This is a genomic window from Streptomyces sp. NPDC090045 (assembly GCF_044747975.1).
Lineage (GTDB): Bacteria > Actinomycetota > Actinomycetes > Streptomycetales > Streptomycetaceae > Streptomyces.
The window spans coordinates 191,355-214,541 of the sequence record NZ_JBIVFA010000006.1 but is presented as its reverse complement, the minus strand read 5'-3'; the positions used below and the strand labels follow the sequence as shown (position 1 = coordinate 214,541).

The following is a 23,187-nucleotide window of genomic DNA, read 5'->3' as shown; positions in this document are numbered from 1 at the left end:
GGTGTCACGGGCGATGGGCTCGGGCCGTCTGCTGCTTGCGGGGCAGCCTCAGGGCCGCCAGTGCGCTGAGCAGGGCCCCGACCGTGACGAGCAGGGCGGTCACGAAGATGGCGTGCGCCGAGGAGTCGGCCGCCCCGCCGTCGGCCGCGCCGAGGTAGACGCTGCCGTACGCCGCAACGCCGAGAACCTGCGCGATCTGCGCCGCGGTCGTCATCACGCCGCTCGCGTCCGCCGCGTCGGCCGGCTTGACCTGGGCCAGCGCCACGGTGAGCAGCGGGCTGGTGATGTAGCCCATCCCGATGCCGACGACCAGCTGCAGGGCCGGGAGCGCGATGCCGCCGTGGCCGCCCGGGCGCATGTCGAAGCCGATGGCCGCGTAGCCGACGGCCGCGATCACGCACGCGGTGGCGATCATCGGCCGGTGCAGCCGCTCGGGCACCTTCTGCCAGGTGAGGCTGCCGGTCGCGACGCCGATGGCGAGCGGCGCGAACGTCAGACCGGTACGGGTCGCGGACTCGCCGAGCCCCGACTGCATGTGCTGCGAGAAGGCGAAGAGGAAACCCGCGTACCCGGCCATCGCGAAGAAGTTGGCGGACGCTCCCGGCACCAGACCGGGCGTCTTCAGCACCCGGCCCGGCACCAGCGGCGCTCCGCCGCGGCGCGCGACCGCACGCTCGACGAGGACGAACACCACGAGCGCGGGGACCGAGGCGACCAGGGAGATCTTCATCCACAGCGGCCAGTTCTGCTCGTGGCCCATGACGAGCGGCACGACCAGCAGCAGCAGCGCCGCGGTCAGCGTGATCAGACCGGGGATGTCCAGGCCCTTGGGCTTCGCGGGCTTGCCCTGCGGCAGCAGCCGCAGCCCGGCGATCACCAGGACCACGCCCACCGGCACGTTGATCAGGAAGACCGGACGCCAGCCGGTTCCGAAGAGGTCCGCGCTGACCAGGAGGCCGCCGGCGACCTGGCCGACCACGACGCCGAGCCCGATGACCGCCGCGTACAGGCTCAGTGCCCGGGCCCGCGCGGCCCCTTCGAAGTTCAGCTGGATCAGGCTGTAGATCTGCGGCATCATCGTCGCCGCTCCGACGCCCTGCACCACGCGGGCGCCGATCAGCGTCGCCGAGCCGGGTGCCAGACCGCAGGCGAGGGAGGCCACGGTGAAGGTGACGAGTCCGAACAGGAACATGGTCCGGAAGCCGTTGCGGGCACCGAGACGGGCGCCGGTCACCAGCAGCGTGGCGTACGCGATGGTGTAGCCGGAGACGATGAGCTGCAGCGCCGAGCCGGTGGTGCCCAGGTCGGTGCGGATGGTCGGCGTCGCGACGTTGACGATGGTCGAGTCGAGCAGGGCCATGAAGACCGCGCCCAGCATGACCACCAGCATGCCGTTGTTCCGGCGCTTCACGGCGGGGTCGGGGGCCGGTGACGCGCTCCCCCGGGAGGGGGGAGCGACCGCCCGGTTCTGTGTCGTCTCACTCATGACGGTGATGATCCCGGTGGTCACATGCGGGTACCAGATATCCACTTATCCCGGTACCGGGGGTATCTGGCTGCGCCCTGCGGCGGTCCCGCACACTGGGGTGGTGATGCCCGACGACATCGACGCCGCGAACGGTCCCACCAGCGCTCCCACCAGCGGTTCCGCAGGCAGCGAGGCCCAGCGGCGCGCCGAACTGGGGGCCTTCCTCAGGCTGCGCCGGGAGCGCACCAGCCCGGAGGACGCGGGCATTTCACGCGGCACCAGGAGGCGTACGCCCGGGCTGCGCCGCGAGGAGGTCGCCCAGCTCTCCGGCATCGGAGTCGCCTGGTACACGTGGCTGGAGCAGGGGCGTCGCATCAACCCCAGCGTCCAGGTGCTCGACGCGATCGCCCGGACCCTGCGGCTCGACCGGACCGAGCGGGACCATCTCTACCGGCTGGCGGACGTCCCCGGCGTGCCGCTCGACGTGTCGGCGAGGCAGCCGCAGCCGCCGGAGCACCAGACCATCCTCGACGCCCTGATCCCGCTTCCGGCGACCATCGTGACGGCCCGCTACGACGTGCTCGCCTTCAACGACGCGTACGCGGCGCTCGATCCGGGTCTGGCGCTGCTGCCGGCGGCGGATCGCAATGTGCTGTGGCACCTGTTCACCGCCGAGGAGCATCTGCAGCCGCTCGTCGAGTGGGAGCGCGAAGTCTCCTTCATGGTCGCCCAGTTGCGGGCCGAGTCCGGCCGCCGCCTGGGCGACCCGCACTGGACCGGGTTCATCCGGCGGTTCTCCGAGGCGAACGGGCGCTTCGCCGAGATCTGGGCCAGGCACGAGGTCGCCTCGTCCGTCACCCGGCGCAAGTCGTTCTGGACCGTCGACGGGGACGAGCTCAGCATGATCGCGGCCGGCTTCGCCGTGGCCTCCGCCCCCGACACCAAGATGTGGATCTACACGCCCGACGACGCGCGGTCGCAGCGGCTGCTCGGTGAACTCGTCGGCCGCTACCAGGAGCTGGGCCCCGCCGAGCTGCTGCGGCAGGGGGCCCGCACCGGCCGGCCCGCCGCCCCCTGACCGGCGCCGCCCGGGGGGCCCGCTCACCGGTCCCGAGGCGGCCCCGAGGGGCGGCCCCGCTCACTGTCCGCGCGCCGCCCCGCCGCTCCGGCTGCGCTCCGGCGTCCCGCGGCGGCCGGGGAATGCGGCCCCGGTGAGCATCAGCAGCGGAGCCGACTTGACCGCCGTCTCCTCGAATTCCGCCTCCGCGTCCGACAGCGAGACGATCGCCCCGCCGACTCCGTAGCGGACCCGGCCCGGGGTGATCACCGTCGTACGGATCGCGACGCTCAGGTCCGCGGAGCCGGACAGCGAGAAGTAGCCGATGGCACCGGAGTAGACCCCGCGCGGTCCGGCCTCCAGGCGGTCGATGATCTGCATGGTGCGGAGCTTCGGGGCGCCCGTCATCGAACCTGCGGGGAACGCGGACCGCACGCAGTCCACGGCGCTGCGGTCCGGGCGCAGCCTGGCCCGGACCGTACTCACCAACTGGTGCACGGTCGCGTACGTCTCGACGTCGAACAGGCCCGTGACCTCGACCGACCCCAGCTCGGCATGGCGGCCGAGGTCGTTGCGCACCAGGTCGACGATCATCAGGTTCTCCGCCCGGTCCTTCTCGTCCGCGCGCAGGTCCGCGACGATCGCCGCGTCCTGCTCCGGCGTCGTGCCGCGCGGCCGGGTGCCCTTGATCGGCTTGGACGAGGCGATGCCGTCGGCGGTGACGTGCAGGAAGCGTTCGGGCGAGGTGCTGAGCACGGACAGCTGCCCGAAGCGCAGCAGAGCGGCGTACGGAGCCGGGCTGAAGCGGCGCAGCAGGCGGTACGCGTCCCAGGGGTCCAGGTCCAGTTCGGCCTCGGCGAGGTTGGTGAGGCAGACCTCGTACGTCTCGCCCGCGGAGATCTCCTCCTGGCAGGCGTCGATCAGCCGCAGGTACGCGTCACGGTCGTGCCGCAGCCGGATGCCGGCGGCCGGAGCGCGTGGAGCGGGTGCGTCCGGGGGGTCGCCCGGGAGCTCTCCCGCGATCGACTCCAGCGTCCGTGCGGCGGTACGGAGCCAGGCACGGGCCGGCGCCTCGTCGCCGTCTTCGGCCAGGGCCAGCAGGTAGGTGGTGCCCGTGGCGTGGTCCAGGACCACCGCGCGGTCGGCGAACACCATGGTGGCGTCGGCGTCCTGCGCCTGATGGGCCGCGTCGGCGCCGCACTGCGCCTTCAGCTCGTAGCCGAGGTAGCCGACCCAGCCCAGGGTGAAGTCGAAGGGGACGGCGGGGAGTTCGGTGCGCATCGTCTTCAGGTCGCGGTCGAGCCAGTCGAGGAAGCCGCCCGTGATGATCTCGGAGCCCGTGGCCGAGCGCACGGTGACGGTGTGGCTGCGCACATCGGCCTTGGCCACCCGCGCGAACGGGCCCGCCGCGTCACCCATGACGGAGAACCGGCCCGCATCGGCATCGGTCTTGCTGCTGTCCAGCCAGAACGCGTTCTCGCTCGCCCCGAAGAGCCGGTGGAAGGCGGTCTCGTCCGCCCAGCCGGTCGGCGTCTGCTCCGCCAGGACGCGCAGCCGCCGCCCGTTGCCGTGGGCGGGCAACGGGGTGCGGACGCCGGGCGACTTCGTCGCGACGGCGGGCCGCGGCGTCCGGGACGTTCCCGAGCCCCGTTCCGCGTGCCACCGGCGGCTCAGCCCGGTGAAATTGGAGAGGAGCGCATGTCCGTACTGCGTGAGGACCGACTCGGGGTGGAACTGGAGCCCCCAGACCGGCCTGTGCCGGTGCCGCAGCCCCATCAGCACGCCGTCCGGCGTCCATGCGGTGGCCTCCAGCCCGTCGGGCAGGTCCGTCACCGTCAGCGAGTGGTAGCGCACCACTTCGAAGGGCGAGGGGACGTCACGGAAGAGACCGGTGCCCCGGTGCAGCACCGGAGAGGTGCGGCCGTGCCGCGGCTCCGGGGCCCGGGCGACCGTTCCGCCGTGCAGCAGCGCTACTCCCTGATGTCCGAGGCAGACGCCGAGCAGCGGTATGTCCGGGCCGTCGATGATGTCGCGGCAGATTCCGAAGTCGGCCGCGCGGGCCGGGTCGCCGGGGCCGGGGGACAGCACCACATTGTCGAATTCCGCGAGCCGGGACGGGTCCCACGCGGGATCGTCATTGCGCATCACCACCGGCTCGGACCCGCTCACCTCGGCGAGGTAGTGGAAAAGGTTGAACGTGAAGGAGTCGTAGTTGTCTATGAGAAGAGTTCGCACGGGTTCTTTCGCCATCACGGGTTCTCGGTGATTCAGCGGACGGTGATTTCGAAGAGCATGTGCTCGACGGTCTCCTCGTCCTCACGGACGACGAGGGTCCGCAGCACCCGCAGCTCCCGTCCGCACTCCGCGGCGATCGTGTGCAGCGCCGGGATGTCCCCGCGGTCGCTGAAGTGCAGCAGGATCCTGCCTCCGGCGGCCACGTACGAAGGGGCTTCGGCGAGGAAGCGGCGGTGAGCCCGGTATCCGGGGTCCACGTAGGCGCGCTCGTGGACCGTCGCGTAGCGGTAGGTGGGCGGGGCCAGGACGAAATTGGAATGCCAGTAGACGGTGTCGAACCGCTCACCCGCTGCCCGGCCGGTCCCGAGTCCGTCGAACAGGTCGCTGTGCACGGTCTTCAGACGGTCCGTCAGACCGTGCCGTGCCGCGTTCATCGCGGTGTTCCGTACGGCGGCTTCACTGATGTCGGCGGCGGTCACGCGATCGCAGCCCGCCAGCGCGGCGGACACGGCGATGACGCCGGTGCCGCATCCGATCTCCAGGAACGAGCCGTGCCACGGCCGCCCGGCCGGCCCGAGGAGGCCGAGCAGCTCCATGGCCGCCCCCGTCGATGCGGTGAACGTCGGTGCGAACACGCCGTCCAGCAGATCCCATTCGCGGCCGGCCATGGGAAAGGTCCGCGGCCGGTCCTTGTGCGAAAGCGCCGCTCGGCTCCGCTCCAGTGACCGCACATGGCTTTTGATGTTTTCGATCTCGGTCATCGTGCCCCCGTTGCACACTGATGGGCGCCGCTTACCGCCGACGCCCTTCTTGAATCGTTACCCGAGCCGGTCGGGCCACGGAAGGTGGCGGGACAACACGCGCCACCGTGAAAGTGATGCCGAGGCCACACTCACCACGGCAAATCCGCAGGTCAGAAACTTGACCCGCCCTAGGGAGAAACGTACGTTCGACGATGGCGGCGAGCCGAGAGCACGGGGGAAGCATCATGGCTAAGGACGAGGCGGTGGCCGACGCCCCGGCGCTGGCAGTGCTGGAACTGCTCGCGCAGGAGTCGCCACCGGGTCACTTCCAGGACCTGCTGCAACGCGGCCGACGGCAGAACCTGCCACCGGAGCAGCTCGCCGAGCTGGAGCGGGCGACCCAGTTGGCGATGGGCATCCACGCCTCCGCCAACCAGCGCCGGCAGCGCGAGGTGGTCATGGCCGCCCTCGTGGACACGGTCCACGACATGACCACGCGGTACGACCCGGACACCCTGCTGAAGGTCATCACCAGCAGGGCCCGCAGGCTGCTCGGCTTCGACATGGCCTACATCAGTCTGCGCAGGTCCGTGGGCGGCTCGTACGTCCACAGCTCGGACGGTGACACGACCGCGCTCAACGTCGGACTCGTGGTGGAGGAGCGCCACGGGCTCGGCGAGATGGCGCAGGACAAGGGTGCGCCCTTCTGGACCGCGGACTACCTCAACGACGACCGGATACCGCACGGGGAGGGCGTCGACGAGGTCGTGCGCGCCGAGGGTCTGCACGCCATCATGGCGGTGCCGATCTTCCAGGGCGACGTCCCCATCGGCGCGCTGTACGGCGCGGACCGGGTCGTACGCCACTTCACGCCCGACGAGATCAGCGTGATGCGCTCCCTGGCGGACTTCGCGTCGGTCGCGCTGGAGAAGGCCAGGCTCCTCGACCGTACGCGGACCGAGATCGCCGAACTGGAGTCGGCGGGCTTCGAGGCGCGGGGCACCATCGCGCGGATGGCGTATCTCAACGAGGTCCAGTCCCGGCTGATCGCCCAGGTGCTCGACGGCGGCGATCTGTACGACCTCGCGAAGACGGCGGCCGACGCGCTGGGCGGGACGCTCGCGGTGGGCGACCCGCAAGGACAGATCCTGACGTCCACCGCCTCGGACGCCGGGACGTCCGGTGAGACCGAGGGCCTCTTCAAGGAGGCGCTGACCGGCCGGGCGGGGCTGGAGGCGCGTGCCTTCCGCGGTCCCGGCGAGCTCGCCGGGAACCTGTGGGCGACCCCGGTCACCGCCGGGGCCGAGTACCTCGGAGTCGTCCTGCTCAAGGTCACGCAGCCGCCCGGCCCCGAGGCCGAGCGGTTCTTCGGCTTCGTCGGGCAGGCCGTCGGGCTGCTGCTGGTGGTCCAGCGCAGTGCGGCCGTGGCCGCGGGGCCGGTCCGTGACGAGCTCTTCGACGACCTCCTCGTCTCCCCGCTGCGGGCCCGGCGCCAACTCATGCGCCGGGCATCGCAGTTGGGCATCGATCCGGAGGGCTCGTACGTCGTCGTGCTGGCCCGCCCCGAGGGCGGCGAGCACGGCAAGGCCGTCGTCTGGGCCTCCTCGTACGCCTATCGGCACTCCGGGCTCAAGACGGTCCAGGGGGGCTGCATCGTGCTGCTCCTGCCGGGCTCGGACGCCTCGGCCGCCGCCAAGGCCGTCTCCGAGGAACTGTCGCCGCTGCTGGGGCGGCCCCTCACGGTCGGCGCCTCCGGCCCCGCCGGCGGGCTCGCCTCGGTCGCCAAGGTGTACCAGGAGTCACTGCGCTGCCTCGACGCCCTGATCGCCCTGGACGGTGCGGGCAGTGCCGCGTCGATGAGCGACCTCGGATTCCTCGGGCTGCTGCTCTCCAACGACCACGACGTCGACGGATTCGTCTCCTCCGCCATCGGCCCCGTGCTCGACCACGACGCCGGGGGCACGACCGGCCTCGTCCGGACCGTCGAGGCCTACTTCGCCTCCGGCAACAGCCCGACCGGCGCGGCCAAGGAACTGCACGTCCACCCCAACACGGTCGCGCGCCGGCTGAAGCGGATCACCGAACTCCTCGGCCCCGGCTGGCAGAAGCCCGGCCGTGCGGTCGAGGTGCAGCTCGCGCTGCGGGTGCTGCGGGCCCGGGACGTCCTGCGGCGCCAGCGCGAGTCGCACGCTCAGGCCGGGATCCCGGGGAAGTAGCGCGCGCTGCCGCTGCGGCTCGCCGTCAACACCTCCACGGCGTGCGCGGCGGACGCCAGCGTGATGTGGCAGTGCCAGCCCCGCAGGGACCGCCCCTCGAAGTCCCGCAGCCCGGCCCGGTCCCCGAAGCCCGACAGGTCCTGCCCCACCCGGTCGGTGAGCTTCGTCAGACGCAGCAGCGTCGACGCGGGCACCTTGGCCATGTTGGTGACCCACAGCCGGGTGGCGGGACGCCGGGGGTCGCCCCACTCCCCGAGGAGCACGAGCCCGCCCGCCGGGTCCTGCTTCCTGCCGGGCAGCCCCACGCGCACCTTCACGGCCGGTGCGTGCCGTACGCCGGAGGGCGCCGTCGCGTCGCGCCATCCGGCGGGCCTGCGCAGTCCCTTGACCGATTCGACGATCCGCTGGGCCGGATGCGCGCCGTGGCCGTATCCGGGCAGGGCCGTCTCCCGGACCGTGAGCCGTGCGGTGCCCTGGGTGCGTACGAGCACCGGGACGCCGGCTTCGCTGAAGCGCCGGAGCGTGGCCTCCGGGTCGCCAGTGGGCGTGTCGAGCACGACGGGACGGCGGGACGCGTCGTGGAGGCGGGCGAAGTTCAGGGCCGCGGCGGTGGCGCACTCCTCCTGCGTCTCGCCCTGTGCCTCCTCCAGCAGCAGCCGCCAGTTCACCGGTGCACTGGCCTGCTCGGACGCGGCCCACACGCCGAACGCCTGCTGCCCGTGGAAGGGCTGGTCCCGGTGCAGGTCGAGGCCGTGGCCCACGCCCACCGAATGCCGGCCCGACTTCGGTATCGACATCTGCCGCACCACCCAGGCCATGGGCCCGATCGCCTGGCCGAGCCAGTCGGCGAGCGCCTCGCGCACCTGCATCCAGTCCCAGGTGGAGTTGCAGATGAAGTGGTGCAGACTCTGCTCCAGCGTCGGGTCGCCGAGGCAGACCGCGACGTTCCTGATGGACCTGCGGCCCTGCGCGGCCAGCAGGCCGCGCAGGTACTGCTCGCCCTTGCGCCGCTGGTCCCTGCGGGGGAGCGAGGCGAACAGGGCCGTGCTCAGGTCCCGGAGCACCTGTTCCCGTTCGGATCCCAACGCCGAAGCCCCGCGCCGCAGTTCCCGTACAGACATGATCCCGTCAGCGTGAACGCTCACAGAACCCCCCCTCCGTGCACTGTCCCGTCAACTCTCTTGAGCTGTCCTCAAAAGCCTGACCGCACCGGGACGCCGGGGACGAGGTGCAGGGGCCACTACCTTGCACGGCCCGGTGATTGTCCCGTCACACGGGAACCACCGGTCACTGGCCGGTGATCGGGCGCGGGTCGAAGGCCACCCGCTGGCGGGCGATCTTGCCGTCCACCACATGGCTCCAGGTGGCCACCTGCACCGGCTCGGCGACGCTGGTGTGCATCTCGAACCACGTGAGCACGTCGGGTCCGTCGCTGAAGACCTTCTTGACCACGATGTCGGTGTTGATCTCCGAGGCCACCTCGATCTTCGCGCGGAACTCGTCGGCGCTGGTCGCGCTGCCGTACGGGCCGACGAAGTCCACGGTCTCGGCGAGCACCGAGCGCAGGGTGTCGAAGTCCTTGACCTTCCATGCCGCGTAATACGTGGAGGTCACGTCCGTGGGCTTGGGCTCGAATGTCATGCCGGTGTTCCCTTCCGGATCGGCGGGTGCAGCGAGGCACGCGCGTTGAGTTCGGCCACGTCGTCTCCGGTGGAGTTCCGGTACGTGTTGGCGATCCTGGTGTAAATCCCCTGGTCCGGGCCGTCACCCGGGCCGCTACCCGAGCCGTCCGCGTGCGCGGGGTTCCTGGGCTTGGACCGGTCCATCCGCCGGTTCGCGAGCACGACGGCGCTGGTGGCGGCCCGGCGCTCGTCCTCGTACGCACGCAGCGCGGCGACCGGATCCTCGCGCGTCGCGAGTGCGTACGCGAGGACGCGCGCGTCGACGACGGCCTGCGAGGCGCCGTTCGCACCGACCGGGTACATCGGGTGCGCGGCGTCGCCGAGGAGCGTCACCCGGCCTTCGCCCCAGCTCGGCAGCGGATCGCGGTCGACCATCGGGTACTCGAGGAGTTCCCCGCCGCCGGCCAGCATCCCGGGCACATCGAGCCAGTCGAGAGCGCAGTCGGCGAAGTGGGGCAGCACGTCCTCGATCCGGCCGGCCCGGTTCCAGCCCGCGGCCCCGTCGAGGGGCCCGGGCTCGGCGACCGACACCATGCAGACCCAGTTGGTCAGCGAGCGTCCCTGCCCCGCCGCACCGGTACGGATCGGGTAGGCGATCAGCCGGGCGCCCCGGCCGGCATCGGCGTGGATCATGGTGCGGCCGGTCAGGAACGCGTCGGTCTCGGTGACCCCGCGCCACATCATGGTCCCCGACCAGCGCAGGGGTCCCTCGTCCGGGTGGAGCCGGGCGCGCACCGCCGAGTGCAGGCCGTCCGCGCCGACGAGCAGGTCCCCGGAGACGTACACCACCTCGCCGGTCTCCCGGCCGGTGGCGCGGACCCGTACCCCGTCGGGGTGCTCGTGCACGTCCTCGAAGACCGTTCCGGTACGGACCGCTTCCGGGCCGAGCCGCTCGCGCACCGCGGCGAGGAGCATCATCTGCAGCTCACCGCGGTGCACCGAGTACTGCGGCCACCGGTACCCGCGGGTGGTGCCGCGCTCCTCGTGGTGCAGGCGCCGGCCGGACCGGTCGACCCAGACCATCTCCGCGGTGGGCACGCCGATGGCGGCGAGCTCGTCGGCGAAGCCCAGTTCCGTCAGTTCGCGGACCGCGTGCGGCTGCAGGTTGATCCCCACGCCGAGCGGCCGGATCTCGCGGGTCCGCTCCAGTACCGTCGCGCGGATGCCCGCTTCGTGGAGGGCCAGAGCGGTGGTGAGACCACCTATCCCGCCCCCGATGACGACCACGTGCATGGGCCCGTCCTCCCTCACGGCTGCAGCCGGCTCGTGCTCCAGCTCCCGGCGCCGAGCCGGTCGTAGCGGAGCCTGCGGTGCAGCCGGTCGGAGCTCGCCGCCCAGAACTCGACGGCCGAGGGGACGAGCAGGTAGCCGACGAAGCGCTCCGGCCGCGGCAGCGGCGTACCGGCCGCCTCGAGACGGGCGGCCGTGGCCCGCAGCGCCGCCACGTCGTCCAGCGGGTCACTCTGGTGGGCGGCCGTCGACATCGCGTGCATGGGAACCGGGCGCCCGTGCCACAGGGCGTCGGACTCGGCGTCGCCGAGCTGCTCGACCGCACCGGAGATGCTGATCTGCTGGGCGGTCTCGCGCCAGTAGAGCAGGCCCGAGGCCCAGCCGGTCTCGGATATCTCGCGGCCCTTCTGGCTGCTGGTGTGGCTCATGAAGACCAGGCCGCGGTCGGTCACGGCGGTGATCGCGATGATCCGGGTGGAGGCGCGGCCGCGGGCGTCCGAGGTGGCCAGCGCGAGGGCCCGCGGCTCGCGGACGCCGCGCTGGACGGCCTGGCCGAGCCAGGTCCGCAACAGCTCGATCGGGTCGGCCGCCGGGTTGTCGTACTCGGGGAAGTCGAGGTCGGTCTCGCCGCTGAGGGACTCGAACCTGCTGCTGCCGGGGGTGCTGGTGGTCGTGCTCACTGGAGCCTCTCTAGACGTAAATGGTGCCGCGGGCGACGACGGCGCCGTGGCCGCCGACGTGCGCCGAGCCGACGGTGTCGCCCTCGCCCTCCGCGAGGGCGCGCATCAGTGAGGGACGGCCCATCTCGACCCCCTGGAGGATCTCCAGTTCCCGGCCGTACGCGGCGAGTCCGTGCCGGGCCAGGTGGATCGCGAGCGGGCCCGCCGCCGAACCGGTCGCCGCGTCCTCGACCACGCCGTACGCCGGCGAGAACATCCGGGTGCGCCACTGCGTACCCGCACCGGCGAAGCAGTTGGCGGCCATGTCCGGGAACGCGGACAGGGCGCGGTGGTCCGGGTGCAGCGCGGAGAGCGCCTCGACGCTCTCCAGGCCGACGAAGACGTGGCGGGGGCCGTTGCGGTAGGCGACGACCGGGGTGACGGGGTCGTCGACGCCGAGCGCGGCCAGCAGCTCCGCGCTGTGCTCGTACGGCTCCCAGGTCGGCACGGGCTGGCGCATCCGTACGGCGGTGGCCCCTTCCTCGTGGCTCAGCTCGAAGGGGATGACGCCCATGGCGGTCTCCAGGCGCAGCCGGTCCCGCTGCAGGGTGAGGCCGAGGGCGACCGCCGTGCCGAGCAGGGGATGACCGGCGAACGGCAGCTCGTTGACCGGGGTGAAGATCCGGATGCGCGCGTCGCCGCCCTGCTCTGCGGGGAGGACGAAGGTGCACTCGGAGAGGTTCATCTCGCGGGCCACCTGCTGCATCCGCTCGCCCGTGAGGTCGGCGGCGTCGAAGAAGACGGCCACCGGATTGCCTTCGAGCGGCTTGCGGGCGAAGGCGTCGACAACCATGTAGTCGTGCATGGGTTCTCCTGAAGAGGTCGTGCGGCGGGTCTGCCGGGCCGGCGTCATTGCGCGAGCGCCGGACCGAGGCGGTGCAGCACCGGAAGGGAGTGGACGCCCTCGACGGTGGCCTCGATGTCGAAGCGCGTCCGGTGCGTGGGCGGGAAGCCGATCAGCTCGGCCGCGCGATTGGGCGGCAGCGGCCGGTCCGCGGGCGGACCGGTCTCCCACACCATGACCGCTCCCCAGCGGTTGTTGTCCGCGTCGGCCATCCAGAACTTCAGGCGCAGCCCGGGCACGTCCGCCCAGGGGTCCACGCCACCGTCCCGCAGGTGCTCGCGCAGGGACTCGATCGTCTCCGGGGATTCCCCCAGATCCCACCAGGCGATGTCGGCCTTCATGTCAGGTCGGAATTCCCTCGCGCTTCACCGACGGCACGGGAATGCCGAGTGCGCGCAGCTGCTGATTGGGGTTCATGAACTCCCGCTCCTGCTTGATCTTCCCGTTCTCGAACTCGAAGGCGTGGATGAAATGGTTCTTGTAGTGGCCTTCGGGGTAGCCGGGGAAGAGAATCTTTCCCTCGCCGTCGCACTCCACCCAGAAACGGTTCGGGTCCTGGGTCTCGTAGATCTCGATGTTCGTCCAGACCCAGTCGGGGAAGCACTTCAGCGACCACACCGCGTGCTCGGCGAGCGTGTCCCGGCCGCGGATGACGATCGGCTCCCCGGTGTCGGTGGTCCACAGACCGCCGCTGCCGTCCTCGGTGAACAGCAGATGGCGCTTGAGGCGGTCCTGGCCACGGGTGTTCATGTACTGCTCGACGATCGCCCGGTTGTTGCGCCGGAGCTCCGCATCGTCGGCGAACGCCTGCGGTCGCGCGGTCTCGGACATCACTGACCTCCACATATCTGGACACGTCGGGGGACTGATCCACGGCGCGTCCCGGAGGGCCGCCGCACCGCTGGACTCTCTTCGCGGCGCCCGCCTTCCGCAACGCCGAAAGCAGTACTCCGTCAAGTCGGAACGAGAATGCGACGGCATTTGACGGAGTCCGCCGGCGGGGCTTCTGGTCCTTCCCGTGAGTCCGTAAGAGTCGGTGGGCGTTCACGGCATCAATCCACCCCGGGAGGTATCAGGTGAACAATGTCCACGCATTCCTCCGCTCGTTGCCCGCGGTTCAGCAGCCGGACTGGGAAGGTCACGCGGAACTCGCACGGGTAAGGGAAGAACTCGCTTCCGCAGCCCCGCTCGTCGACGCCGCCGACACCGACGCGCTCCGTGCCCGCCTCGCCGAGGCCGCCGCCGGCCAGGTCCAGATCATCCAGTCCGGCGACTGCGCCGAGGACTGGGCCGAGAGCAACCAGAGCGATGTCGCCCGCAAGGCGGGCCTGCTGGAGGTGCTGGCCGGGGTCATGAAGATGACCTCGCACAAGCCGGTCCTGCGCGTCGGCCGGATGGCCGGGCAGTACGGCAAGCCGAGGTCCAACCCCACCGAGACCGTCGGCGGCGTGGAACTACCGGTGTACCGCGGCCACATGGTCAACGCCCCCGAGCCCGACCCCGAACTGCGCAGGCCCGACCCGACCCGGATGCTGACCGGCTACGCATCGTCCCGCAGCGTCCTCGAATACCTCGGCTGGAGCCGCGAGGGCCGGCGCACCCGGCCCGAGACCCCCGTGTGGACCAGCCACGAGGCGCTGCTGCTGGACTACGAACTGCCGATGACGCGCCGGCAGTCCGACGGCCGGCTGCTGCTCACCTCCACCCACTGGCCGTGGATCGGCGAGCGCACCCGCCAGGTGGACGGCGCGCACGTCGCGCTGCTCGCCGCCGTGGCCAACCCGGTGGCCTGCAAGGTCGGCCCGACGATGACGCCGGACGAGCTGCTGGCGCTGTGCGGGAAGCTCGACCCGGAGCGCACGCCCGGCCGGCTCACCCTGATCGCCCGCATGGGCGCCGACCTGGTGGGCGAGCGCCTGCCCCGCCTGGTCGAGGCGGCCCGTGCGGCCGGCCACCCCGTCGTCTGGCTGACCGACCCCATGCACGGCAACACCGTCAGCGGCCCCGAAGGGCTCAAGACGCGGCTGGTGAAGACCGTCGTACGGGAGGTCGTCGAGTTCCAGCGCGCGGTCACCGCGGCGGGCGGCGTCGCCGGCGGCATCCACCTGGAGACCACTCCCGACGAGGTCACCGAGTGCGTCACCGACGTGGAGCGGATGCACCGGCTCGGCGACAAGTACACGAGCTTCTGCGACCCGCGGCTGAACCCGGGCCAGGCGATCGCGGTGGCCTCGGCCTGGCTCGGCTGACCGGCACCGCCACCGCCACCTCGTACGCCGTACCGCCGTACGGCCGTCCCGTACGTCCGCAGCCATCCAGCGCACTCCGAGCGAAAGGACAGCCATGGGGGGAATTCCGCCCATCGACCCCTACCCGATGCCCTCCGAGGGCGACCTTCCGGCCAACACCGCACAGTGGACCGTCGACCCGGACCGGGCGGTGCTGCTCGTCCACGACATGCAGCGCTATTTCCTGCGGCCGTTCCCGCAGGACCAGTCCCCCGGCAGCGACCTGGTGCGCAACGCCGCGCTGCTGCGCGAGCAGTGCTCCGCGCTCGGTGTTCCGGTCGCCTACACCGCCCAGCCCGGCGGCATGACCGACCAGGAGCGCGGTCTGCTCAAGGACTTCTGGGGTCCGGGCATGAAGGTGTCCGCCGAGGACCGCAAGGTGGTCGACGAGCTCGCACCCGCTCCGGCCGACTGGGTGTTCACCAAATGGCGCTACAGCGCCTTCTTCAAGTCGGACCTGCTGGAGCGGATGCGCGCGCACGGCCGCGACCAGCTGATCATCTGCGGCGTGTACGCCCACGTGGGCGTCCTGATGTCGGCGGTCGAGGCCTTCACCAACGACATCCGGCCGTTCCTGGTCGCCGACGCGGTCGCCGACTTCTCGCAGGAGTACCACCACCTGGCACTCGACTACGCGGCCGAGCGCTGCGCGGTGGTCACCACCGCCAAGTCGGTGCTCACCGGCCTCGCAGCGGCCGGCCCGACCAAGGACGGCGGCCGATGAGCGAGGACCTGCTGGGCCGGGTGCTGGCCTCGCCGCCCGCGGCGTACGCCCTGCTCCACCGGCCCGAGACCGCAGGCCGGGACGTGCTCGAAGTCCTGATCGGCGAGGTCTCCGCGGTGGAGACGCTGGCCGGCATCCCGCTGGCCGACGAGCCGCCCGCCGAAGGTGCCGCCGGGCGCCACGAGGTGCTCGCCGTGATCCCGTACCGCCAGATCTCCGAACGCGGCTTCGCCAGTACCGACGACGGCGAACCGCTGATCACCATGGCCGTCGCCGAGCAGGGCACCGCGCCGCTCGCCGACGCCCTGCGGCGGCTGCCCGACGAGCCGATCACCCTGTCCGGCGGCCGTTTCGACGTGGACGACGACCAGTACGCCGCCATCGTGCGGGACGTCATCGAGCGCGAGATCGGCACCGGCGAGGGCGCGAACTTCGTCATCAAGCGGTCGTTCGTCGCGGAGATCGGCGACTACACGCCGCGCAGCGCCCTGTCGTTCTTCCGCCGCCTGCTGGAGCGCGAGTCGGGCGCGTACTGGACCTTCCTCGTCCGTGTGGGAGGCCGCACCTTCGTCGGCGCCAGCCCCGAGCGGCACGTCAGCCTGCACGGCGGCACGGCCGTGATGAACCCCATCAGCGGTACGTACCGCTACCCCGCCGCCGGACCCGACCTGCCGGGCGTGATGGCCTTCCTGGCGGACCGCAAGGAGGCCGACGAGCTCTACATGGTCGTGGACGAAGAGCTCAAGATGATGGCGCGGATCTGCGAGGGGGGCGGGCGGGTCGTCGGCCCCTACCTCAAGGAGATGGCCCGTCTCGCGCACACGGAGTACTTCATCGAGGGCAGGACCTCCCACGACGTACGGGACGTCCTGCGCGAGACGATGTTCGCCCCCACCGTCACCGGCAGCCCGCTGGAGAGCGCCTGCAAGGTGATCAACCGGTACGAGCCGGAGGGCCGCGGCTACTACAGCGGGGTCATGGCGCTCATCGGCCGGGACGGGAGCGGCGGCCGCACCATGGACTCGGCCATCCTCATCCGCACCACCGACATCAGCGACTCCGGCCGGCTGAGCATCGGCGTCGGCGCGACCCTGGTCCGCCACTCCGACCCGGTGAGCGAGGTCGCCGAGACCCGGGCGAAGGCGGCGGGCCTGCTGTCCGCGCTGGCGGCGGGCGGCACGGGCCGGTTCGCCGGGCACGCCCAGGTCCGCGAGGCGCTGGAGCGGCGCAACGACGCCATCGCCGGCTTCTGGCTGCGGGAGTCCGGGGAGCGGTCCGACACGGTGGCCGAACTCGCCGGGCGCAGTGTGCTGATCGTCGACGCCGAGGACACCTTCACCTCGATGATCGGCCACCAGCTGACCGCCATGGGGCTGCGCGTCACGGTCAGCCGCTTCGACGAGCCGTACGACTTCGACGACCACGACCTGGTCGTCATGGGACCGGGGCCCGGCGATCCGCGCGACATCGGGAACCCCAAGATCGCCCATCTGCGGTCGGCGCTCTCGCAGCTCCTCGACGAGCGGCGGCCCTTCCTGGCCGTCTGCCTCAGCCATCAGGTCCTGTCCATGCTGCTCGGCCTCGAACCGGCTCCCCGGGACGTGCCCAACCAGGGCGTGGCGAAGGAGATCGACCTGTTCGGCGCGCGCGAACGGGTCGGCTTCTACAACACGTTCGCCGTCCGGTGCGACGAGGACAAGTTCAGCCACCCGGAGCTGGGTGTCGTCGAGGTCAGCCGGGACACGGCGACCGGCGAGGTGCACGCGCTGCGCGGCCGTGGCTTCGCGTCGATGCAGTTCCACGCCGAGTCGGTGCTCACGGCGGACGGCGTACGGATCACCGGCGACCTGCTGACCGGGGTGGTGCGCTCGTGCGACCGGCAGCCGTCCTGACGGCGGTCCCCTGGCCCGGCCCCGGCCCCGGCCCCGGCCCCGGCCCCGGGCCCGGGCCGGCACGCCCCGCACCTCCCGCACGCCCCGCACGCCTGCCGGGCCGACCCCCGCACCTCACCTACGAAGGAGCCCTGACCGGCCGGTGAACCCCACCCAGTCGCCCCCCAGCCCCCCTCCCTTCGAGTGGACCGATCTCGACCGGCGCTCCGTGGACATCGCGCGCGCCCTCGCGGTCGACGCGGTCGAGCGCGCCGGCCACGGCCACCCGGGCACCGCCATGAGCCTGGCCCCCGCCGCGTACCTGCTCTTCCAGCGCCTGCTGCGGCACGATCCCGCCGACCCCCGCTGGGCCGGGCGCGACCGCTTCGTGCTGTCCTGCGGTCACTCCAGCCTGACCCTCTACACCCAGCTCTACCTCTCCGGCTACGGCCTGGAGCTCGACGACCTCAAGGCGCTGCGCACCGAGGGCAGCCTCACCCCGGCCCACCCCGAGTACGGGCACACCCCGGGGGTCGAGACCACCACGGGCCCGCTCGGCCAAGGGCTCGGCAACGCCGTCGGCATGGCGATGGCCGCCCGCCGCGAGCGCGGGCTCTTCGATCCGGACGCCGCGCCGGGCACCTCCGTCTTCGACCACACCGTCTGGGTGTTCGCGTCCGACGGCGACCTGGAGGAGGGCATCAGCCACGAGGTCAGCTCGCTCGCGGGCCACCAGCGGCTGGGCAACCTCGTCGTGCTCTACGACGACAACCGGATCTCGATCGAGGACGACACGTCCATCGCGGTCTCCGAGGACGTCCTCGCGCGGTACGCGGCGTACGGCTGGCACGTGCAGCGCGTGGACTGGACCGGGGGCGGCGCGGACGGGGAGCACGGGGCGTACGAGGAGGACGTGCCGGCCCTGCACGCCGCCCTGCACGCCGCCCGCGAGGAGACCGGTCGCCCGTCGATCGTGGCGCTGCGCACCGTCATCGGGTGGCCCGCCCCCACCCGGCAGAACACCGGGAAGATCCACGGCTCCGCGCTGGGCGCGCAGGAGGCGGCGGCCACCAAGGCGGCGATGGGGATGGACCCGGAGGCCTCCTTCCAGGTGCCCGCCGACGTGCTCGCGCACACCCGCCTGGTCGCCGAGCGCGGCCGGGCGGCCCGCCGGGCGTGGGACAAGCGGTACGAGGACTGGCGCGGCGAACTGCCCGAGCACGCCGCGCTCTTCGACCGGATCGACGCGCGCCGGCTCCCCGAGGGGTGGGCGCAGGCGGTGCCGGGCTTCGCGCCGGGCGGCGAGATGGCGACCCGCAAGGCGTCCGGCGAGGTGCTGTCCGCGCTGGCGGGCGTACTGCCCGAGCTGTGGGGCGGGTCGGCCGACCTCGCGGAGTCCAACAACACCACGATGCGGGGCGAACCGTCCTTCGTGCCCGAGGAGTTCGCCACCGACGCGTTCCCCGGCCACCGCTACGGCCGCACCCTCCACTTCGGCATCCGCGAGCACGGCATGGGCGCCGTGCTCAACGGCATCGCACTGCACGGCGGCACCCGCCCCTACGGCGGCACCTTCCTGGTCTTCTCCGACTACATGCGGCCCGCCGTGCGGCTGGCCGCGATGATGAAGCTGCCCGTCACCTTCGTCTGGACCCACGACTCCATCGGCCTCGGCGAGGACGGGCCGACCCACCAGCCCGTCGAGCACCTGTGGTCGTTGCGCGGCATCCCCGGCCTCGACGTGGTCCGTCCCGCCGACGCCAACGAGACCGCCGCGGCCTGGCAGGCGGTGCTGGCCCGCGGCGACCGGCCCGCGGGGCTCTGTCTGACGCGGCAGAACGTCCCGGTGCTCCCCGACCCGGGCCCCGATGCGGTCGCCCGCGGCGGCTACGTGCTCGCGGAGGCGGCGGGCGGCGAGCCGGCGGCGATCGTGATGGCCACCGGCAGCGAGGTGCACATCGCGCTGGAGGCGCGCCGGATCCTGGAACAGGACGGGACGCCGACCCGGGTCGTGTCGCTGCCCTGCCTGGAGTGGTTCGCCGAGCAGAGCCGGGAGTACCGCGACGCCGTACTCCCGCCGCGGGTGCGCGCCAGGGTCTCCGTGGAGGCGGGCTCCACCCTCGGCTGGCACGCCCTGACCGGCGACGCCGGAGAGGCCGTCGGCATCGACGGGTTCGGGGCGTCCGCGCCCTTCCGCACCCTGTACGAGCGGCACGGCCTGACCGGGCAGCGCGTGGCGGAGGCGGTCCGGGCGAGCGTGGCCAGGGCGGCCGGGGCGGCCGGGGCGGCCGGTCCGGGTGCCGCCGGTCCGACGCGGGGACGGGCCCGATGAGCGCCACGCCGCTCACGGCCCGGATCCCGGGATCCAAGAGCATCACGAACCGGGCCCTGCTGCTGGCCGCAGCGGCGCCCGGCACCAGCACCCTGCGGGCCCCACTGGTCAGCGACGACACGGTGGCCTTCCGGGACGCGCTGACGGCCCTGGGCGTACGGGTGTCGGAGCACGGAACGTCCTGGGAGATCACCGGAGCGGGGCGCGGCCCCACGGCCGGAGCCCGCGTCTGGTGCGCCGACGCCGGGACGGCGGCCCGTTTCCTGCCCCCGTTCGCCGCCACGGGCCGGGGCACGTACGTCTTCGACGGATCCGAACAGCTGCGGGCCCGCCCGCTGCGCCCGCTGGCCGATGCGCTGAGCGCCCTCGGGGCGAAGGTGAGCACCGAGGGGGCCGGCGGGCTGCCGCTGCGGGTGGACGCCGACGGCCTGCGCGGCGGCGAACTGGCCGTGGACGGCCGGCTCAGCAGCCAGTTCCTGAGCGGGCTGCTGATGGCGGCGCCGCTCCTGGCCGACCCGCTGACCGTGACCGTACGGGACCTGGTCAGCCGGCCGTACATCGACATGACCCTCGCGCTGATGCGCCGCTTCGGCGCGCGCGTCGACGAGGACGCGCCCGGCGTCATCGCGACCGCGGGCGGCGGCTACACCGCCGCCGACCTGGTGATCGAGCCGGACGCCTCCACGGCCTCGTACTTCTTCGCGGCCGCGGCCGTCACCGGACGCACGGTCACCGTGCCGGGTCTGGGCCGCGACAGCCTCCAGGGCGACCTCGGCTTCGTCGAGACGCTGCGCAGGGCGGGCGCCCGGGTGGAGATCGGAGCGGACTCGACGACGGTCACCGGAACGGGCCCCCTGCGCGGCGGCTTCGAGGTCGACATGGGCACGATCTCGGACACGTTCATGACGCTGGCCGCGATCGCCCCGCTCGCCGACTCGCCCATCACCATCCGCGGCATCGGGCACGCGCGGCTGAAGGAGTCGGACCGGATCGCCGCCGTCGCCGGCAACCTGGCCGCGTGCGGGGTGGTGACGCAGACGGGCCGCGACTGGCTGACGGTGTACCCGGGAGCGGGAACCGGAGCGGGGACGGGGGTGGTCCGGCCGGCGCGGATCGCATGCCACCGGGACCACCGGATCGCGATGGCGTTCTCGGTCCTGGGGCTGCGCGCTCCGGGCCGCCTCACGCTCGACGATCCGGCGTGCGTGGGCAAGACGTTCCCCGGATTCCACGCCGAGTTGACCCGGCTCTTCCCCCAGGAGGTCCTGACGTGAGCGAGGCCGATCGCATCCTGGTCGTCGGCGCGGGCATCGGCGGCCTGGCGACGGCGCTGAGCGTCGCCGCCCGGGGGCATCGCGTGACCGTGCTGGAGCGCCGGGCCGACATCGCCGAACCCGGCGCGGGCACTCAGCTGTCACCGAACGCGTTCCACGCTCTCGACCGGATCGGGGTGGACCGGGTGGTCCGGGCGGTGCGCCGGCACGCCCGCTTCACCGACGAGTTGCGCCTCATGGACGCCACGACCGGTGACCGGATCGCCGCCATGTCCCTGACCGGCCGCTACCAGGAGCGGTTCGGCAACCCGTACGCGGTCCTGCACCGCGGCGAGCTCCACTCGGCACTGCTGGACGCCTGCCGCGCGGCCCCCGGCATCGAGCTGCTCACCGCCGAGCCGGTCGCCTGGTACGAGCAGACCCCGGACCGGGTCACCGCGGTCACCGCCGCGGGCCGCCGCTTCACGGGCTCCGCGCTGATCGCCGCCGACGGCATCCGCTCGGCGGTCCGCCGCCGGCTCGTGGGCGACGGTGACCCCAAGGTCTCCGGCCACACCATCTACCACTCGGTCGTCCCCCTCGCAGGCATCGCGCAGGAGCACCTTCCGGCCGAGCTGTCACCCGACGGCGTGACGGCCTGGGCGGGCCCGGGCTGGCACGTCGTCCACTTCGTCCACCGCACGGCGGACGGCGCTGAGTACCTGAACCTCGCCGCCACCCACGACCACGGCGCGCCGGAGGCCGCCGTCGGACTGCCGCTGGAGAAGTCCCAGGTGCTGGCCGAGTTCCCGGAGCTGGCCGACCCGGCCCGCGAGCTGCTGGAGCTGGGAGAGGAGTGGCGGACGTGGGTGCTCTGCGACCGCGACCCCGTCGACCGCTGGACCGACGGCCGGGTCGCGCTGCTCGGCAACGCCGCCCACCCGATGCTGCCGTACGCGATCCAGGGCGTGTCCATGACGCTGGAGGACGCCGCGGTGCTCGGTGAACTGCTCGACTGCGACGGGCGGGACGCGCCCCGGCGCCTGGCGGAGTACAACGCGGCGCGGCGGGCCCGTACGGCCAAGACCCAGCTGGTGGCACGCGAGCTGGGCGCGCGGCTCTTCCACCCGGCGGGCGAGGCGGCCGGGGCGCGCGACGCGATGCTGGCGGCGATGACCCTGGACGAGCTGTACGACCGGTGCGCCTGGCTGTACGGAACACGCGATTTCACCGAGGGAGAAGGACTTTGAGCAGGCTGCGCTGGCTGACGGCGGGGGAATCGCACGGACCCGCGCTGGTGGCGACCCTGGAGGGGCTGCCCGCCGGTGTGCCGGTCACCACGGAGATGGTGGCGGACCAGCTGGCCCGGCGGCGGCTGGGCCACGGGCGCGGCGCGCGGATGGCGTTCGAGCGGGACGAGGTCACCTTCCTCGGGGGCGTGCGACACGGTCTCACGATGGGCTCACCGGTCGCCGTACTCGTGGGCAACACCGAGTGGCCGAAGTGGGAGCAGGTCATGGCCGCCGATCCGGTCGACCCCGCCGAACTGGCGAAGCTGGCGCGCAACGCCCCGCTGACCCGGCCCCGTCCCGGACACGCCGACCTGGCGGGCATGCAGAAGTACGCACTCGACGAGGCGCGCCCCGTCCTGGAGCGGGCGAGCGCCCGCGAGACGGCGGCCCGCGTGGCGCTGGGAGCGGTGGCGCGGTCGTACCTCAAGGAGACGGCCGGCATCGAGATCGTCTCGCACGTCGTCGAGCTCGCCGGCGTCAAGGCTCCGTACGGCGTCCTTCCGACCCCCGCCGACGAGGCGGGGCTGGACGCGGACCCGGTGCGCTGCCTGGACGCGGACGCGTCGAAGGCGATGACCGCGGAGATCGACCGGGCCCACCGGGACGGCGACACCCTGGGCGGCGTGGTGGAGGTGCTCGCCTACGGAGTGCCGGTCGGCCTCGGTTCCCACGTCCACGGGGACCGCCGCATCGACGCCCGGCTCGCCGGTGCACTGATGGGCATCCAGGCCATCAAGGGCGTCGAGGTCGGCGACGGCTTCGAGCTCGCCCGCACGCCCGGCTCGAAGGCGCACGACGAGATCGTGCCGACCGAGAACGGCATCCGCCGTGCGTCCGGCCGTTCCGGCGGCACCGAGGGCGGGATGACCACGGGCGAGCTGCTGCGCGTACGAGCCGCGATGAAGCCGATCGCTACCGTGCCGCGCGCCCTGGCGACGGTGGACGTCACCACGGGCGAGGCGGCCCGGGCGCACCACCAGCGCTCCGACGTGTGCGCGGTCCCGGCGGCCGGCATCGTCGCCGAGACGATGGTCGCACTCGTGCTGGCGGACGCCGTGGCGGAGAAGTTCGGCGGCGACAGCGTCACCGAGACCCGCCGCAACGTGCGGTCCTACCTGGCCCACCTCCGCCCCGGCGTACGCGCCGGGGCGGTGACGGCCCTGCCTGCTTGACCTGCTGGATCTGCTTGACCTGCTCGATCTGCTCAAAGGTCCCTCTACCTGCGCAAACGCG

At 72.6% G+C, this 23,187-nt stretch carries 19 protein-coding genes; 9 read left to right on the top strand and 10 right to left on the bottom strand.

What is annotated here, in order from left to right:
• Nucleotides 1-4: 4 nt before the first annotated feature.
• A complete protein-coding gene (locus ACIPYQ_RS18585; protein ID WP_401252294.1) occupies nt 5-1,486 on the bottom strand; it encodes an MFS transporter in 1,482 nt (493 codons plus the stop codon).
• Nucleotides 1,487-1,592: 106 nt separating this feature from the next.
• Here ACIPYQ_RS18585 and ACIPYQ_RS18580 point away from each other — a divergent pair, with 106 nt between their 5' ends.
• Nucleotides 1,593-2,546, top strand: coding sequence for a helix-turn-helix transcriptional regulator (locus ACIPYQ_RS18580; protein WP_401252291.1), 954 nt, complete (start codon nt 1,593-1,595; stop codon nt 2,544-2,546).
• A 60-nt stretch (nt 2,547-2,606) separates the two neighbouring features.
• On the opposite strand, the gene pabB is transcribed toward ACIPYQ_RS18580, so the two are convergent.
• A complete protein-coding gene (pabB, locus tag ACIPYQ_RS18575; RefSeq protein WP_401252288.1) occupies nt 2,607-4,760 on the bottom strand; it encodes an aminodeoxychorismate synthase component I in 2,154 nt (717 codons plus the stop codon).
• Between the two features lie 32 nt (nt 4,761-4,792).
• The gene (locus ACIPYQ_RS18570; RefSeq protein ID WP_361752878.1) at nt 4,793-5,428 is read right to left on the bottom strand and encodes a class I SAM-dependent methyltransferase; all 636 of its coding nucleotides are present in this window, start codon (nt 5,426-5,428) and stop codon (nt 4,793-4,795) included.
• 320 nt (nt 5,429-5,748) lie between these two features.
• Here ACIPYQ_RS18570 and ACIPYQ_RS18565 point away from each other — a divergent pair, with 320 nt between their 5' ends.
• Complete coding sequence (locus ACIPYQ_RS18565; RefSeq protein ID WP_401252284.1) at nt 5,749-7,719, top strand: helix-turn-helix domain-containing protein; 1,971 nt, start codon at nt 5,749-5,751, stop codon at nt 7,717-7,719.
• Here the strand turns inward: ACIPYQ_RS18565 and ACIPYQ_RS18560 are convergent.
• The 7 genes from ACIPYQ_RS18560 to ACIPYQ_RS18530 all read right to left on the bottom strand — a co-directional run bounded on the left by ACIPYQ_RS18560 (nt 7,695) and on the right by ACIPYQ_RS18530 (nt 13,025).
• Entirely contained in the window at nt 7,695-8,840 is a 1,146-nt protein-coding gene (locus ACIPYQ_RS18560; RefSeq protein ID WP_401252281.1) for an IS701 family transposase, read from the bottom strand. The two genes, ACIPYQ_RS18565 and ACIPYQ_RS18560, sit on opposite strands and share 25 nt — an antisense overlap.
• A 166-nt stretch (nt 8,841-9,006) precedes the next feature.
• Nucleotides 9,007-9,360: a nuclear transport factor 2 family protein gene (locus ACIPYQ_RS18555; RefSeq protein WP_401252278.1), complete on the bottom strand. Its 354-nt coding sequence runs from the start codon at nt 9,358-9,360 to the stop codon at nt 9,007-9,009.
• Entirely contained in the window at nt 9,357-10,634 is a 1,278-nt protein-coding gene (locus ACIPYQ_RS18550; RefSeq protein ID WP_401252275.1) for a flavin-dependent oxidoreductase, read from the bottom strand. The genes ACIPYQ_RS18555 and ACIPYQ_RS18550 overlap by 4 nt, the downstream gene beginning before the upstream one ends.
• Nucleotides 10,635-10,648: 14 nt before the next feature.
• Nucleotides 10,649-11,311 (bottom strand): phenazine biosynthesis FMN-dependent oxidase PhzG, encoded by a 663-nt coding sequence (gene phzG / locus ACIPYQ_RS18545; RefSeq protein ID WP_401252272.1) that lies wholly within the window; start codon nt 11,309-11,311, stop codon nt 10,649-10,651.
• Nucleotides 11,312-11,321: 10 nt separating this feature from the next.
• The gene (locus ACIPYQ_RS18540; RefSeq protein WP_401252269.1) at nt 11,322-12,155 is read right to left on the bottom strand and encodes a PhzF family phenazine biosynthesis protein; all 834 of its coding nucleotides are present in this window, start codon (nt 12,153-12,155) and stop codon (nt 11,322-11,324) included.
• A 44-nt stretch (nt 12,156-12,199) separates the two neighbouring features.
• Nucleotides 12,200-12,535: a hypothetical protein gene (locus tag ACIPYQ_RS18535; RefSeq protein ID WP_401252266.1), complete on the bottom strand. Its 336-nt coding sequence runs from the start codon at nt 12,533-12,535 to the stop codon at nt 12,200-12,202.
• Between the two features lies 1 nt (nt 12,536).
• Nucleotides 12,537-13,025: a PhzA/PhzB family protein gene (locus ACIPYQ_RS18530; protein WP_361752861.1), complete on the bottom strand. Its 489-nt coding sequence runs from the start codon at nt 13,023-13,025 to the stop codon at nt 12,537-12,539.
• A 245-nt stretch (nt 13,026-13,270) separates the two neighbouring features.
• On the opposite strand from ACIPYQ_RS18530, the gene ACIPYQ_RS18525 reads away from it, so the two are divergent.
• From ACIPYQ_RS18525 to aroC, 7 genes are all read left to right on the top strand, one after another.
• Nucleotides 13,271-14,443 (top strand): 3-deoxy-7-phosphoheptulonate synthase, encoded by a 1,173-nt coding sequence (locus tag ACIPYQ_RS18525; RefSeq protein ID WP_401252263.1) that lies wholly within the window; start codon nt 13,271-13,273, stop codon nt 14,441-14,443.
• A gap of 94 nt (nt 14,444-14,537) precedes the next feature.
• Nucleotides 14,538-15,206: an isochorismatase family protein gene (locus ACIPYQ_RS18520; protein ID WP_361752857.1), complete on the top strand. Its 669-nt coding sequence runs from the start codon at nt 14,538-14,540 to the stop codon at nt 15,204-15,206.
• Nucleotides 15,203-17,098 (top strand): anthranilate synthase family protein, encoded by a 1,896-nt coding sequence (locus tag ACIPYQ_RS18515; RefSeq protein WP_401252260.1) that lies wholly within the window; start codon nt 15,203-15,205, stop codon nt 17,096-17,098. Before ACIPYQ_RS18520 ends, ACIPYQ_RS18515 begins: the two co-directional genes overlap by 4 nt.
• Before the next feature lie 142 nt (nt 17,099-17,240).
• Nucleotides 17,241-19,409 carry a transketolase gene (gene tkt / locus ACIPYQ_RS18510; protein WP_401252257.1) on the top strand — a complete coding sequence of 723 codons (2,169 nt, stop codon included), beginning with the start codon at nt 17,241-17,243 and terminating at the stop codon, nt 19,407-19,409.
• Nucleotides 19,406-20,683: a 3-phosphoshikimate 1-carboxyvinyltransferase gene (gene aroA, locus ACIPYQ_RS18505; protein WP_401252254.1), complete on the top strand. Its 1,278-nt coding sequence runs from the start codon at nt 19,406-19,408 to the stop codon at nt 20,681-20,683. The genes tkt and aroA overlap by 4 nt, the downstream gene beginning before the upstream one ends.
• A complete protein-coding gene (locus tag ACIPYQ_RS18500) occupies nt 20,680-21,912 on the top strand; it encodes an FAD-dependent oxidoreductase (protein ID WP_401252252.1) in 1,233 nt (410 codons plus the stop codon). The genes aroA and ACIPYQ_RS18500 overlap by 4 nt, the downstream gene beginning before the upstream one ends.
• The gene (aroC, locus tag ACIPYQ_RS18495) at nt 21,909-23,126 is read left to right on the top strand and encodes a chorismate synthase (RefSeq protein WP_401252249.1); all 1,218 of its coding nucleotides are present in this window, start codon (nt 21,909-21,911) and stop codon (nt 23,124-23,126) included. The genes ACIPYQ_RS18500 and aroC overlap by 4 nt, the downstream gene beginning before the upstream one ends.
• Nucleotides 23,127-23,187 lie beyond the last annotated feature (61 nt).